The organism is Streptomyces tyrfis (genome assembly GCF_037034285.1).
Taxonomy (GTDB): Bacteria; Actinomycetota; Actinomycetes; order Streptomycetales; family Streptomycetaceae; genus Streptomyces.
In genome coordinates this window covers 114,906-129,350 of sequence record NZ_JBAGJZ010000007.1, presented here as the reverse complement: position 1 = coordinate 129,350, position 14,445 = coordinate 114,906, and the positions used below count along the sequence as shown (strand labels likewise).

11 protein-coding genes are annotated in these 14,445 nt (G+C 73.2%); 3 read left to right on the top strand and 8 right to left on the bottom strand.

The window, feature by feature from the left end:
- Positions 1-134 precede the first annotated feature (134 nt).
- The 4 genes from WA762_RS07735 to WA762_RS07720 all read right to left on the bottom strand — a co-directional run bounded on the left by WA762_RS07735 (position 135) and on the right by WA762_RS07720 (position 5,093).
- Positions 135-2,987 (bottom strand): FtsX-like permease family protein, encoded by a 2,853-nt coding sequence (locus WA762_RS07735; RefSeq protein WP_335934030.1) that lies wholly within the window; start codon positions 2,985-2,987, stop codon positions 135-137.
- Entirely contained in the window at positions 2,984-3,775 is a 792-nt protein-coding gene (locus WA762_RS07730) for an ABC transporter ATP-binding protein (RefSeq protein WP_335934028.1), read from the bottom strand. The genes WA762_RS07735 and WA762_RS07730 overlap by 4 nt, the downstream gene beginning before the upstream one ends.
- Positions 3,776-4,012: 237 nt before the next feature.
- Positions 4,013-4,639, bottom strand: coding sequence for a PadR family transcriptional regulator (locus WA762_RS07725; protein WP_335934026.1), 627 nt, complete (start codon positions 4,637-4,639; stop codon positions 4,013-4,015).
- Between the two features lie 121 nt (positions 4,640-4,760).
- The gene (locus WA762_RS07720) at positions 4,761-5,093 is read right to left on the bottom strand and encodes a hypothetical protein (protein ID WP_335934024.1); all 333 of its coding nucleotides are present in this window, start codon (positions 5,091-5,093) and stop codon (positions 4,761-4,763) included.
- A gap of 211 nt (positions 5,094-5,304) precedes the next feature.
- Here WA762_RS07720 and WA762_RS07715 point away from each other — a divergent pair, with 211 nt between their 5' ends.
- Complete coding sequence (locus WA762_RS07715) at positions 5,305-5,610, top strand: hypothetical protein (RefSeq protein ID WP_335934022.1); 306 nt, start codon at positions 5,305-5,307, stop codon at positions 5,608-5,610.
- Positions 5,611-6,057: 447 nt separating this feature from the next.
- On the opposite strand, the gene WA762_RS07710 is transcribed toward WA762_RS07715, so the two are convergent.
- A complete protein-coding gene (locus tag WA762_RS07710; RefSeq protein ID WP_335934020.1) occupies positions 6,058-7,737 on the bottom strand; it encodes a protein kinase domain-containing protein in 1,680 nt (559 codons plus the stop codon).
- A 454-nt stretch (positions 7,738-8,191) separates the two neighbouring features.
- Here WA762_RS07710 and WA762_RS07705 point away from each other — a divergent pair, with 454 nt between their 5' ends.
- Complete coding sequence (locus tag WA762_RS07705) at positions 8,192-9,835, top strand: protein kinase domain-containing protein (RefSeq protein WP_335934019.1); 1,644 nt, start codon at positions 8,192-8,194, stop codon at positions 9,833-9,835.
- A gap of 172 nt (positions 9,836-10,007) precedes the next feature.
- Here WA762_RS07705 and WA762_RS07700 read toward each other — a convergent pair whose 3' ends face one another.
- From WA762_RS07700 to WA762_RS07690, 3 genes are all read right to left on the bottom strand, one after another.
- Entirely contained in the window at positions 10,008-11,000 is a 993-nt protein-coding gene (locus WA762_RS07700) for a phosphotransferase enzyme family protein (protein WP_335934154.1), read from the bottom strand.
- 457 nt (positions 11,001-11,457) lie between these two features.
- Positions 11,458-11,910, bottom strand: coding sequence for a pyridoxamine 5'-phosphate oxidase family protein (locus WA762_RS07695; RefSeq protein WP_335934018.1), 453 nt, complete (start codon positions 11,908-11,910; stop codon positions 11,458-11,460).
- 262 nt (positions 11,911-12,172) lie between these two features.
- Complete coding sequence (locus WA762_RS07690; protein WP_335934153.1) at positions 12,173-12,829, bottom strand: response regulator transcription factor; 657 nt, start codon at positions 12,827-12,829, stop codon at positions 12,173-12,175.
- Between the two features lie 401 nt (positions 12,830-13,230).
- Here WA762_RS07690 and pdhA point away from each other — a divergent pair, with 401 nt between their 5' ends.
- Complete coding sequence (gene pdhA / locus WA762_RS07685; RefSeq protein ID WP_335934152.1) at positions 13,231-14,445, top strand: pyruvate dehydrogenase (acetyl-transferring) E1 component subunit alpha; 1,215 nt, start codon at positions 13,231-13,233, stop codon at positions 14,443-14,445.

The following is a 14,445-nucleotide window of genomic DNA, read 5'->3' as shown; positions in this document are numbered from 1 at the left end:
TTGTCTCCCACACCTGCCGTGCAACACGGTGGTGCCCCCGCAAACGGTTGATCCACCGTCTGCGAGGGCACCGGGACGCCGTTCCGCCCGAACGGCCGCAGGCCGTTCGGGCCCGCCGGAACGGCCGCGGGCCGTCAGCCGGCCCGCCGCGCCAGCGTCAGGCGCGACTTGGTGATCAGCGCCGCGAGCAGCCCGGCGAGCAGCGGGACGCCCACGACGAGCAGGCCGAGCGTTTCCCAGGGGACCTCGATCGGCGTGTACGCCGATTGCATCGGTTCGAGCCGCATCTCCGCCAGCGCCTCGCGCAGGTCGATGAGGCGCAGCGCCACCGCGGGCACCAGGCCCGCGACCGTGCCCAGCACCACCCCCGTGAGCGCCACCACCAGGCACTGGAAGCCGGAGAGCTTCCGCCGGACCGTCGGCGGCGCGCCGACCGCGCTCAGGGTGTTGAGGTCGGCCTCGGCGTCCGCCTTGGCGAGACCGGTCGTGATCGCGGCCGCGCCCAGCGTCACCAGCCCGGCGAACAGGGTGAGAACCACCATCATGGAGTCGTCCCCCCGGCCGGGGCCGGAGTCGATCTGGGTCCAGAAGCCGTTGCCGATCTGCTGGAGCGCCGCGTTGCTCCGCTGCTGCTCGGCGTCCGTCGGGGCGTGCGAGACGGTGTACACGCTGCCGGCCGGTGCGGTGTGCAGGCCGAGCCGGTCCGCGGTCTGCTGCGGCAGGATCAGGCGGAGGCCGGGGGTGGCCGCGTACTTCTCCGCGGCCACGTACACCTTCAGCCGGTCCGTGGTGGTCCGGGCCTTGCCCGGGTGCAGCTTCCGGTTCTCCTTGTCGCGGTCGTTGTACGTGTGGACGGACTTGAGGGTGATCTCACCGTCCTTCGCGTACGCCGGGTTGAGCAGCACCGGGGTGCCCGCCTCCAGTGCCTTGACGGCCGCCGGGTCGTCGAGCTTCACATACGTGCTCAGGATGCTCGCGTCCGCGACCAGGATCTGGCTCTCGTCGCCGGGGAAGGGGCTCGGGGCGTCGTGCTCGCCCAGGCAGGCAGGGGTGCGCATCAGCTTCCGATGCTCCTCCGAGGAGAGCCGCGAGGCGAGTTCCTTGGCGCCCTCGCCCTTGAGCGGGCAGCTGTGGCCCTCGCCGACGGGCTTGACCAGCTGCATGGTGCCGCAGGCGTTCTCCTCCTCGTAGTAGACGTCGCAGTCGCTGCCCGCCCAGACCCGATTGAAGTCGGAGTGTCCGCCGGTGACGGGCAGGCTCCGTTCGACGGCGGCCCGCGCCAGAGGCAGCTTCGCGGCCACTTCGTTGTCGGCCGCCCTGACCAGGATGGTCCCCGAGGTGAGGCTGGGGGTGTACCGGTACTGCTGCTCGGCCACCTGGCTGGCCGAGTAGGTGGCGATCGCCACCGAACCGGCCACGGCCGCCATGACCGCGGCGACCGCGGGGGCCGTGCGGCCGCGGTTGCGGGCCGCGTCGCGCAGCGCCATCCGCGGCGAGAGCGGCAGCCGGTTGCCGAGCCGCCCGAGGAAGCCGACGATCACCGGGATGCAGGCCAGCACGCCGAGTTCGGCGACGACCGAGCCGCCGGAGACCATCGTCGAGTCCCCGGTGGTGCCGCCGTAGGCGGCGACGACGCAGCCGAGCGCCAGCACGCACACGCCCACGAGAGGCAGCACCCGGGACGAGCGCCGGACGCCGCGACGGCCGGTGAGCGACTCCAGGATGGACTGCCGGCTCGCCACGACGGCCGGGGCGAACGCGGCCAACACGCCGGTGACCAGGCCGATCACGGCGATCAGGAGCAGTTCCGTCGGGCGGATGGCGAGGCCGCCGAAGCGGTGTCCCACCCACTCCTCGATCACGGGCCGCAACGCCGCGGTGAGCCCGAGCCCGGCCACCACGCCGGTCACGGCGCCGATGCCGCCGAGCACCAGACCGCCGCCGAGCACCACGGACCGGATGTGCCGCCGGTCCCCGCCGCAGGTGCCGAGCAGGCCGAGCTGGCGGCGGGAGCGGCGCGCCCCGACCGCGAAGGCCGGTCCGGCGAGCAGCACGATCTCCAGGACCGTCATGACCACCACGGTGACCAGGGCGGGGCTGCTCCCCCCGGAGCCGCCCCAGTCCTCCTCCTGGTACTTCTTGGCCAGCGGGACCTCGGAGTCCGGCGGCGGGTCGAGGACGACCTGCCGGGAGGTGACGAGCACGCCCGCCGCGTTGGCCTTCAGGATGTCGGGCCAGGTCACGCCGGTCCCGGCGGGGCCCTTGACCAGCCATTCCATGGAGCCGACGTTCGGCGGCAGCACCTTCTTGTCGCGTTCGGCCTTGGCCGCCCACGGGGCGATGACCGTCCCGGGGTCCGCGAACAGCGCCTTGGCCGCCAGATCGTGCGGCTGCTCGACGACACCGGTGATCTTGTAGGTCTCGCCGGAGTTGCGCACGGTGGTGGTCGACCCGACCCGCAGCCCGGTCGCCTTGAGGAACGGCTCGGTGGCGGCCACCTCGCCCGGCCCGTGCGGGTAGGCGCCGCGCACCAGGTCGGCCTTGCCGCGGGCCATCTCGTCCGAGGTGGGGAACTCGTAGACGGTGGCGTCCGCGATGCCGTACTCGGTGGTGACGCTCGCCGGCACGGACTGGATGCTGATTCCGCGCGAGCCCTTGGGGAACGTCTTCGGCACGTCGACCGGGGGAGGGGTCTCGGTCGGTCGGCCCTCCTCCCCCTCCTCGACCTGCTGGTACATCTCCGCGTCGGGCATCTGCTCCAGCGGGCCCATCCGCTGGTCGCTGAACAGGGCGTCCGCCGAACCCATCCCGGCGGTCAGCGTCTCCGCGACGGTCGGCGTCATGCTCCAGTACGTCACGTCCAGGGCCGTGACGCCGAGCACCGGCACCGCGATCATCGCGATCACCAGCGCGCTGCGGGCCTTGGCGCGCGCCGCGTCCCGCCTGGCTATCCGGAGGGCGGCGCGCCAGCCCGTGAACACGCTCACTGGGCGCCCTCGGCGGTCAGCAGCGCGTCGGCGCCGACGGTGAGCGTCTGGTCGACGATCGAGCCGTCCCGCAGGAACACGACCCGGTCCGCCCACGCCGCGTACCGCGGTTCGTGCGTCACCATGACGGCGGCCGCGCCCCGGTCGCAACGGGTGCGCAGCAGCGCCAGGACGGCCTCGCCGGTCTCGGAGTCGAGGGCCCCGGTCGGTTCGTCAGCGAGCACCAGGCGCCGGTCGCCCACCAGGGCGCGGGCGATCGCCACCCGCTGCTGCTGGCCGCCGGACATCTCGTCGGGGAACCGGTCGGCGAGCTGGATGAGGTTCATCTCCTCCAGCGCCGCACGGGCCTCCTTGCGCGCCTTGCGGACGGAGACCCCGTCGAGCTCGCGCGGCAGGGCGATGTTCTCGGCGGCGGTGAGGGCCGGGATCAGGTTGTAGTCCTGGAAGACGTAGCCGACGCTGCGGCGGCGCAGGGCGGCGACGCCCTTGCGGCCGAGCACGGATATGTCCTGCCCCTCGATGATGACCTGGCCGCTGGTCGCGGTGTCCAGCCCGCCGGCGATGGTGAGCAGGGTGGACTTGCCGGAACCGGACGGCCCCATCACGGCGACGAGTTCACCGGCGTACACCGACAGGTCGATGCCGCGCAGGGCGTGCACCTCCGCGACGCCGCTGCCGTGGGTGCGGGTGAGGCTCCGGAGTTCGAGCACCGGCTCCCCGCCGGACGACGGCGGGCCGGACGGTGCTCCGGACGAGGATCCGGGCCGGGACGGGACGGGCGAGGACATGGTGGGTGATTCCCCCTTGGAACGGTTCTGTGGGCCGACGCGGGACGCCGGATCGGGCCGAGGCGGGACATCCGGATCGGGCCGGTGCCGGAGGTGCGGATCGGGCCGATGCGCGGACGCCGGAGTGCGTCGGGGCCGTACGTCGGAGTGGTCCGGCGTCGGCTCGGGGTGCGTACGGGCCCGGCCCGGCGGTGACCGGGGCCGGGCGGGCACGCGGATGAACGGTGGGAGCCGCGGTCAGCCCCGGACGCGCGGGCGTCCGAAGCGGGCCGGAGCACGTCCCGCCGGACGTCCCGCCGGGCGCGTCTCGGGCTCCGGCTGGGTGGCGGCGGCCTCGGCGAGGCGGACCAGCCGGGACTCGCAGTGGTCCAGCCAGCGGGCCTCGGCCTCCGCCTGGAAGATCAGCTGTTCGAGCACGAGCAGCCAGGCGACCTCGTCGCGGTTGGCCGGGACGTCGGCGAGCGCCTGGGCCTTGAGCCGGGTGTAGTCCTGCATCGCCTTCACGGTGTGATGGCGCTGGGCCTGGATGATGGCCCGGAGGTCCACGCCCGGCGCACCGACCGCCATGGCGAGCTTGATGGCCAGCTCGTCCCGGGGCGGGCTGCTGCGGTCGACCGGCGTCTCGAACCAGTTCCGCAGCTCGACGCGCCCGGCGTCGGTGATCGCGTAGAGGGTGTGTCCCTGGTCGTCCTCGTCGTCCTGGACGACCAGGCCGTCGCGCTCCAGGCGACCCAGTGTCGTGTACACCTGGCCGACGTTGAGCGGCCAGGTGGAGCCGGTGCGCGACTCGAATTCGGTACGGAGCTGGGAGCCGTATCTGGGGCCCCGCTCCAGCAGGGCCAGTAGCCCATGGCGGATCGACATACTGAGTATGTATACCGAGTATGCGGGGTGGTGCAAGTCGCCGCCGCGTGCATGGGAGCCCTGGGCATACCGGGTAGGAGCGCTCTGTATACCGAGTATGCGTACGGAGTGAGCGGGGCGTTCAGTTCACGCGGCGCAGGCGCAGCGCCAGGAAGCCGAGGCCCAGTCCGACGAGTGCGATTCCGGCCCCCAGGGAGACCTGGTGGGCCTGTCGGACGGTGGGGTCGCCCAGGGCCTGCGGCGCGTTGCGGCCGCTTCCCGGAGGTGAGTCCGGCAGGGACGTCGTCCCGGCGGGCGGCATCGGCTCCGGGTCGGCCGCCGCCGGGTCCGCCCCCGGCTCGTCGAAGAGGTCGTCCTCCTCCGCGAGTTCCCACGGTGAGCGCGGCGGGAGGGGGCGGCCGGTCCGCTGCTGGTCCTCGCTGGATATGTGCCCGGCGGCGGAGGGCTGCGCCACGGGGCGTTCCGGCCCGATCTCGGAGACGGAGACGGAGACGGAGGGGGAGGGTGAGCGGGGAGGGGAGGGGGACGCTGAAGCGTGGGCGGAGGCCGAGGCCGAGGGGGAGGGCTGTGTGCCGGAGGGGGCGGGGGAAGTGGGGGAAGCGGGGGATGGTGATCCGCTTCCGGGGGAGGACGCCGCGGATATCGCGGCCGGATCGACCGAAGGGGTGAGGGCCCCGCTCGGCGGGGCGGCCGCCGGGGAGGCGGAGGGGCGGGTCGCGCTCCCGGACGTCGCCGACCCTGTGAACGCCGCGGGCGCGGACGCGGACGGGCGGGTCGGAGTCGACGCGGGCGGGTCGGCCGGAGTCGACGCGGGCGAACCGGTCGGGGGCGCAGCGGACCCGGACGCCGTGGTCGTGGACCGGGGCGAGGTGGACGTGGACGAGGCGAATCCGGACGATGTGGACGGCGTCATCGGGGCGTCGACCGCGCCCGGGGACTCGCTCGGGTCGCGCCGGTCGGCGTGCGCCTGACCGGCGGCGGCCCCCAGGGCCGCGCCCGCCGAGAGTATGAGGCAGGCCACGCACCTCGTGGATCGCGAAGGCAGGAGTCCTTGAGCCATGAGGTCAGCGTCACATGCGCCTTTATGTCCGGCATCTCGGATATAAAGGGCAACTCCTGTCCGTGGTGGCCGACATGCGGGCCCGCCCCGGACGCGTACCGAAGCCGCCCCGGACCCGCCCCTCCGGGGTCCCGGACCCGCTCCGGAGGAGCCAGAGGTGCGCGGAACCGAAGTGTGCGCGAACCGTGCGGGGCCGCGCAGAGGCCGTGCGGAGGTCGTGCGGATTCCGTACGAAAGTCGCACGGAGGCGAAAGCCCTGCGGACCCCGGCCGGCCCGCCCCCCGCCTCCGTCGAACCGGGCAGCCCGTCGAACCGGGTCGCCCGTCAGCCGGGGTCGCCCGTCAGCCGGGGTCGCCCGTCAGGCCGGGTCGCCCGTGGCGACGCGCAGCTCGAACTTGGCCCCGGTCTTGTTCACGGCGGTGCCCGCCGAGGGGAACTGGTCGATGACCTGGTCCTCGGCATAGGCGTTCCCCGGCACCTTGACCTTCTTGACGACCCAGCCGGCCGCGTCCGCGCACGCCTTGGCCGAGAGGAAGTCCTTGTAGAGGAAGCTCGGCGCGTCGACCTTGTCCGGGTCGTCGCTGTCCTCCATGGCGTCCGTGCACGCCTCGGTCTTCATCGTGCGGTTGCGCTCCGGAGGCTTGTGCTCGCTCGCCGCGGGCGGGGTGTCGTTCGTGCCGGAGGCGCTGCCCGAGCCCCCGTCCTTGAGCGAGATGGCCGCGATCAGGCTGCCGACCGCGACCAGGGCGACCGCGATCGCGCCGACGACGATCGCGGTGGTCCGCTTCGACCCGCCCCCGCTCTTGCCGGGGCCGCCGCTCGTCCGCGTCGCCGGCCCGCCCGTGTACGGCGGCGGTGTCGGGTGCCCCGTCGGCTGCATCGGGGCCATCGACGCCTGGTTCGGGTACGCCGGGGCCGCCTGCGGATAGCCGTACGACGGGCCGGGCGCGGGCGTCGGGGCCGATGGGCCGTACGGACCGGGCTGGGCGGCCGACGGGTACGGGCCCGGCTGGTACGGCGTCTGGACGCTCTGCTGCGCCGGGGCGCTCTGGTCGACCGGCGGGAAGACCGCCGAGCCGACGCCGGATCCGCTGTTCACCGGGGCGCCGCCCGCGATGATCACCGGGGCGCCCGTCTGCCCGCCCGCGTTCAGCACCCGGGCTATCTCGTCCTGCATCGCGGCGGCGCTCGGGAAGCGTTCGTTCGGGTTCTTCCGCAGCGCGCGGGCGACGAGCGCGTCCATCGCCGGAGTGATCGCGCGGTTGATGGCGGAGGGCGCGACCGCCTCCTCCTGGACGTGCGCGTACGCGATGGCGAGCGGCGAGTCCGCGTCGAAGGGGAGGCGGCCGGTCAGCAGCTGGAACAGCATGATGCCGACCGAGTACAGGTCGGAGCGGGCGTCGACGCCGCGGCCCAGGGCCTGTTCGGGGGAGAGGTACTGCGGGGTGCCGACGACCATGCCGGTCTGCGTCATCGACGTGACGCCGGACTGCATGGCACGGGCGATGCCGAAGTCCATGACCTTCACGACGCCGCGCTTGGTCACCATGACGTTGCCCGGCTTGATGTCGCGGTGGACCAGCCCCATCTCGTGGCTGGTGTCCAGCGCGGCCAGCACGTCGGAGGTCACCTTGAGCGCCCGTTCGGCGGGCATCGCGCCGTGGGCGCGGATGTCCTCCTGGAGCACGGAGCCCAGCGGCCGGCCCTCCACGTACTCCATGACGATGTACGGCATGAGCGCGCCGCCGAGCTCGTCCTCGCCGGTGTCGAAGACCGAGACGATGTTGGTGTGCTGCAGTTTCGCAACGGCCTGCGCCTCGCGGCGGAACCGCTCGCGGAACGACTGCTCGCGCCCCAGCTCCGTGTGCAGGGTCTTGATCGCGACCTGCCGGTCCAGCGCGGAGTCGTACGCCAGGTATACGGACGCCATCCCGCCCTCGCCGAGCAGGTCGCGGAGCTGGTACCGGCCGCCGGCGACCGAACCGCCCGCGTAGCGGCCCTGCGCGCTCTGCGCGCCGTGTGCGCCGTCCTGGCTCATGACTTGCTTCCCCCTCGGCGCGCGAACCACGCGTGATCCCTGTGACGGGCCAAGTCTGCCCCAGGGGTCCGACACGTCAAGCCGGGAGCCCGTTCCGTGACCCTCCGCACAGGAAGCGTCTCGGAAGCATCACAGGAATCGCACGTAACGCGCGCGGGCGGCCCGTCGCCGGTCCGGTGGACGGTCCGCTCGGAAAACGCGTGTCCGCCGGAGGCTGTAGCGTGACGTGGCAATGCAGCCAAGGGCTGTCCCGCTCTTCGCCGGTGGACCGGCGGGCGGCGTCAGAGGTGGTGCATCGCAAGGCGGAGGGGCGCACGCATACTGGGTTGTCCGGGCGTTCCGACAACGCGGCGAGGCGTCGCAGCCGTCGTCGTGCGCCCTCCGGGGACGACGGACAGCCCTTGGACACCGTGAGAACCCGCGGACGCGCGGACAGATACGACGGCGAGGACTGATGGCACCCGATTCCGAAGCAAACGGCGGCGGAGTCTCGGATGGCACCGACTCCTGGGGCGTCGGCGGCGTCGTCGGTGACGGTCGCTACCGGATGACCCACCGGCTCGGCCGGGGCGGCATGGCGGAGGTCTACGCCGCCGAGGACGTCAGGCTGGGACGCACCGTCGCGGTGAAGCTGCTGCGTTCCGATCTCGCCGAGGACCCGGTCTCCAAGGCCCGGTTCACGCGCGAGGCGCAGTCGGTCGCCGGCCTCAACCACCACGCGATCGTCGCCGTGTACGACTCCGGCGAGGACGTCGTGGGCGGCCAGACCGTCCCCTACATCGTGATGGAGCTGGTCGAGGGCCACACCATCCGCGATCTGCTGCTCAGCGCCGAAGCCCCGCCCCCCGAGCAGGCGTTGATCATCGTCTCGGGGGTGCTGGAGGCGCTCGCCTACTCGCACCAGCACGGCATCGTGCACCGTGACATCAAGCCCGCCAACGTCATCATCACCAACTCGGGCGCGGTCAAGGTGATGGACTTCGGCATCGCCCGCGCGCTGCACGGCGCGCAGTCGACGATGACACAGACCGGCATGGTCATGGGCACGCCGCAGTACCTCTCCCCGGAGCAGGCGCTGGGCAAGGCCGTCGACCACCGCTCCGACCTGTACGCGACGGGCTGCCTGCTGTACGAACTCCTCGCGCTGCGGCCCCCGTTCACGGGCGAGACGCCGCTGTCCGTGGTGTACCAGCATGTGCAGGACATGCCGGTTCCGCCGTCGCAGGTGCTGGACGAGGTCCCGCCGGAGCTGGACGGGCTGGTCATGCGCTCGCTCGCGAAGGACCCGGACGACCGGTTCCAGAGCGCCGAGGAGATGCGCGGCCTGGTCCAGTACAGCCTGCAGATGCTCCAGGCGCAGGGCGGCCACACCGGCGCGTGGAGCACCGGCCCGGTCGCCATGCACGAGGCCGGGCACACCCCGCCCATGGGCGTCACCGGCGGCACGCGGATGATGAGCCAACCGCAGCACGGGGAGACCTCGCAGGGGCCGATCCTGCCGCCGATGAACCCGGACGACGGCGGCTACGAGGGCGGCTACCAGGCCGGTGGCGGGCGCGGCAAGCTCTGGCTGTTCGTCGTGCTCGCGCTGATCGCCATCGGCGCCGGCGTCGCGCTGGCGCTCAACGCGGCGGACAGCGGCGGCAAGAAGCACGAGAAGCAGCCGGCTCCGACGACCAGTTCGACGACCTCGCCGGAGGACTCGCCGACGCCGAGCGACCAGGAGACCGAGCAGAACCAGCAGCCGGAGAACTCCAGCGGCGACCAGCAGGGGACGTGGCCCCGGCACTCGTACACCCCGCCGCCCCGCCAGACCCAGCCGACCGAGCCGTCCTCCGACGAACCGTCGAACCCGGACACGGGCGGCAACACCGACAACGGCACGGGCACCGACGCGGGTACGGGGAAGACGAACGAGGGCACCAGCTCCGGCACGGGCGACAGCACCAGCACGGGTACGGGCGACAGCAGCACCGGGACCGGGACCAACCCGGGCGGCAGCAGCAGCGACGGCGGCACCGGCACGACGGACGGCGGCGGAGCGCCGGGCGGGACCCTGCCCGGCGGGCTGGGGAACACGACCAGCTCGACCCAGTGACGGACGGGGCTGCCGCCCGGTGACGGACGGGGCCGCCAGCCGGTGACGAACGGGCCGCGGGGCCCGGCAGCCCCGCGGCCCCGTCGCCTTTCCGGGGCTCGGGTTCTGCCCCGGCCCCTGCCCCGTCCTCTTTCTCGACGCGGACGTTCCGCCGTCCCGGGCCGGGAGCGCCTCAGCCCGTGAAGGCCTCGCGCACCGCCTCGTACTCGCGCGTCCACCAGACCGCCAGGGCCGACACCGCGGGGAACTGCGGGTCGGCCCTCCGGTCGTGCAGGCAGTACCGCCAGCGCAGTATCCAGAAGTCGTTGAGCCGCTCCCACCACACCCGGTGCACCGCCGCGGCCAGCTCCGCCGCCCCCGCGCCGGCCGTCCGCCGGTAGGCCGCCGCGTACGCCCCTACCTTCGTCAGCTCCAGCTTGCCGCCGGGCTGTACGAAGAAGATCGCCGCCGCCCGTACCGCCTCCTCCGCACGGGGCTGGACGCCCAGCCGGTCCCAGTCGAGGATCGCGACCGGCTCCGCGCCCCGGTAGAGCACGTTCAGCGGGTGGAAGTCGCCGTGTACCCAGCCGGTGGCCGGGGCGTCGGGGGCGGGGGGCCGGCGGTCGGCGTGCCGTTCCAGCAGGGCGCGCCGCTCCAGCAGCCGGTGTTCGGCCAGCTCGTCGAAGCAGTCGCGGCGGCGGCGCCCGCGCGCGGCCGCCAGCAGCTCGTCGATCAGCGCGAAGGTGTCCACCGGGTCCGGGCTCGGGTGCTTCCCGGACCGCCCGGCGGGCTCCGGGGGCGCCCCCATGACCCGCTCCAGCCCGGTGTGCACGCTCCCCAGCAGGGCGCCGAGCCGCCACGAGTCGGCGACGGTGAGCCGGTCACCGGCCCGGTGCAGGCCCTCGACCCAGGGGTGCAGGGCGTAGCACCGGCCGCCGACCTCCGTGACCGTGTCGCCGTCGATGTCCTCGACGGGCGGGGCGACCGGTACGCCGAGCGACTGGAGCCGCCGGATGGCGCGGTGCTGGCGGAGGATCGTGGCGCGGTCGCCGGTGGAGGCGTCGAGGTGGTGCTTGAGGAAGTAGGAGCCGCGGGTGGTGGAGACCCGGTAGCTCTGGTTGAGCAGCCCCTGCGCGACGGGCTCGCAGCTCAGCAGCCTGCCGACGCCGGGGCGGCGCCCCAGCACCTCCTCCACCGGCGGAACGGGCGGGCGCGGCACGGCGGTCCGGCTCCCGGCGGTCCGGCCGCCGTCGGCCCGGTCCGTGCCCGGGTGCCCGACGGCCGCCTGGTCCACGCTCGCGCGGCGGGCGGTCGCGTGATCCGCTCCGGGACGGTCCGCGCCCGGGCGGCCGGGGACGGGCACGCTCTCCGCCGGGCGGCCGGGGACCGGCGGGCTCTCCGCCGCCGGATGACCTGCGGCCGGAAGGCTCTCCGCCGGGCGGCCCCGGGCCGGAAGGCGCTCGGCCGGGTGGGCCGGGGCCGGGCGGGGGACGGCCGGACGTGGCACCGCCGGGCGGGGGATCGACGAGCGCGGGACCGGCGGCCGGGGCACGGTCGGGCACAGCAGATCACCGCCCGGCGGGGCGGAGGAATCCGGCGGAGCGGAAGGAAGCGGTACAGATGAGCGCGACACTCGCCAGATGTTAGATCACGCTGCGTTGCGGTTCGGCTGACTTGCGTGAGGGCCCGGAGTGTGCGTGGAGACCCAGCGTGTGCACGGTGACGAAGTGCGGGGCGACCGCGAGATAGGCCGGGGCGAAGGGCTCGCCGTTGACCAGGGCCGGGGCGGCGCCGAAGCGCTCCCGCTGGCCGGGGGTCGGGCGCACGATCCGGGCCGGACCGGTGAACTGCACGGACCACAGCCCCTCGTCGTCCTCCGATGGCCCGGTGTTGTAGTTGTCCGCCCCGTACGCCACGACCGTGCCGTCGCAGGCGTCGTGGTAGCCGAGGCCCTCGTGCATCCGCAGGACGACCCGGCCGTCGGCCACGATGTGCCGGGCCACGGCCAGTATCGGAAGGGCCCGCATGCTCGTCGCCAGCCGGCCGTACGCGACGCGGCCGAGCAGGTCGAGCGCGTGGAGATCCTCAGAGGGCATGGCCTCCACTCTCCCGGCGCCGCCGGGGCGGCGGGAAGAGGCCGCCGCCCCGGTTGGGCCGGGACCAAAGTCCCGAAGACCGCCCGGGACCACGGCCGACCGGCCGGGCCGCCCGCCGCTCCCTCCGCACGCCCGTCCGCCCGCGCGGAGAAGCTCGACGAGCAGCCGCCCGACGAGCAGCCGCCTGACGATCAGCCGCCCGGCGCGCACCGCCCGGGACCACGGCCGACCGGCGGCCGAGCAACCGCCCGACGCGGCCCGCTCAGCCCTTCTTCGCCTGGAGCCGGGCCACGTACGCGGCGGCCTGCGACCGCCGTTCCATCCCCAGCTTGGAGAGCAGGCTGGAGACGTAGTTCTTGATGGTCTTCTCCGCGAGGTGCAGCCGCTCCCCGATCGCCCGGTTCGTCATCCCCTCCCCGATCAGGTCGAGGATCTTGCGCTCCTGCTCGGTGAGCGAGGCCAGCCGTTCGTCGCCGCCCTTCTTCCCCTCCCGCAGCCGCTCCAGCACCTGCGCGGTCGCGACCGGGTCCAGCAGCGACTTCCCGGCCGCCACGTCGCGCACCGCGTTCAGCAGTTCCGTGCCGCGGATCGCCTTCAGCACATACCCCGAGGCCCCCGCCATGATCGCGTCGAACAGCGCCTCGTCGTCGGCGTAAGAGGTGAGCATCAGGCACTTGACGTTCTCGTCCTGCGAACGGATCTCCCGGCAAACCTCCACCCCGCTGCCGTCCGGCAGCCGCACGTCGAGCACCGCCACGTCGGGCCGCGTCGCCGGGATGCGGACCAGCGCGTCCTCCGCCGTGCCCGCCTCGCCGACCACCTCGATGTCGTCCTCGACCGACAGCAATTCGTGGACCCCGCGCCGGACCACTTCATGGTCGTCCAGCAGAAAAACAGTGATTTTTCCTTGTTCGCGCACAAAACGCAGTCTCACACACTCGCCTCTTCCCTGCCGCCGAACGGCGGGATAACGTGCCGTTGTTCCGGCGACCCACAAGGCTGTTCCCAGCGCTGTGACCAGCGAGAGTTCCCGACTTTTTCGATTTACTTGGAAATCCAAGCAAAATCGCAGGTCAGACAGGGTTTCGCAGTTATGCGGCGTACTGGGTAACGTGCTTTTGACAGGGCGCTCGCCGGGGCACCTGTCACGCCTGTCCCCCGGACCGAGCGGCACCCACCCCGTGCACGGGTACGGGAGCAGGCGAGCCGCACTGGCTTCCCGGCAGACCCCGGGGGCCGGACCGACGGAGGAGCACGCACGTGACCGTGGAGAGCACTGCCGCGCGCACACCGCGACGCAGCAGCAAGCGGACCAGCGCCGTGAAGACGACCGCGAAGACGACGGCAACGGCGAAGACGCCCGCGGCCGCGAAGTCGACGACGACGGCGACCGCGAAGAAGCCCGCGAGGGCGACCGCGAAGAAGCCGGCCAAGGCGCCCGCCCGGGCGCCGCGCAGTCCCGAGCCCGAGCTCGTACAGCTGCTGACGCCCGAGGGCGAGCGCGTGGAGCACCCCGACTACCAGGTGGACCTGACCGCGGAGGAACTGCGCGGTCTGTACCGGGACATGGTCCTCACCCGTCGCTTCGACGCCGAGGCCACCGCCCTCCAGCGCCAAGGCGAACTGGGCCTGTGGGCCTCGCTGCTGGGCCAGGAGGCCGCCCAGATCGGCTCCGGCCGGGCTCTGCGCGACGACGACTACGTCTTCCCGACCTACCGCGAGCACGGCGTCGCCTGGTGCCGGGGCGTGGACCCGACCAATCTCCTCGGCATGTTCCGCGGCGTGAACAACGGCGGCTGGGACCCCAACAGCAACAACTTCCACCTGTACACGATCGTCATCGGCTCGCAGGCCCTGCACGCCACCGGCTACGCCATGGGCGTCGCCAAGGACGGCGCGGACTCGGCCGTGATCGCGTACTTCGGCGACGGCGCCTCCAGCCAGGGGGATGTCGCCGAGTCCTTCACGTTCTCCGCGGTCTACAACGCCCCGGTCGTCTTCTTCTGCCAGAACAACCAGTGGGCGATCTCCGAGCCCACCGAGAAGCAGACCCGCGTCCCGCTCTACCAGCGCGCGCAGGGCTACGGCTTCCCCGGGGTCCGCGTCGACGGCAACGACGTGCTCGCCTGCCTGGCCGTCACCAGGGCGGCGCTGGAGCGGGCCCGCCGGGGCGAGGGCCCCATGCTCATCGAGGCGTTCACCTACCGCATGGGCGCGCACACCACCTCCGACGACCCGACGAAGTACCGGGCGGACGAGGAGCGCGCCGCGTGGGAGGCCAAGGACCCGATCCTGCGGCTGCGCAGGTATCTGGAGCAGGAGGGCGCCGCCGACGAGGCGTTCTTCACCGAGCTGGAGGCCGAGAGCGAGGCCCTCGGCAAGCGCGTGCGCGAGGCGGTGCGGTCGATGCCCGATCCTGACCCGATGGCCATGTTCGACCACGTCTACGCCGACGGGAACCCGCTCGTCGACGAGGAGCGTGCGCAGTTCGCCGCGTACCAGGCGTCGTTCGCCGACGTCGAGGAGGGCAAGTAG

Excerpts from the sequence above, each read along its gene's own strand:
- WA762_RS07730 (WP_335934028.1), bottom strand. The coding sequence starts at position 3,775 with ATGTCCTCGCCCGTCCCGTCCCGGCCCGGATCCTCGTCCGGAGCACCG.
- WA762_RS07725 (WP_335934026.1), bottom strand. The coding sequence starts at position 4,639 with ATGTCGATCCGCCATGGGCTACTGGCCCTGCTGGAGCGGGGCCCCAGA.
- WA762_RS07710 (WP_335934020.1), bottom strand. The coding sequence starts at position 7,737 with ATGAGCCAGGACGGCGCACACGGCGCGCAGAGCGCGCAGGGCCGCTAC.
- WA762_RS07705 (WP_335934019.1), top strand. The coding sequence starts at position 8,192 with ATGGCACCCGATTCCGAAGCAAACGGCGGCGGAGTCTCGGATGGCACC.
- WA762_RS07695 (WP_335934018.1), bottom strand. The coding sequence starts at position 11,910 with ATGCCCTCTGAGGATCTCCACGCGCTCGACCTGCTCGGCCGCGTCGCG.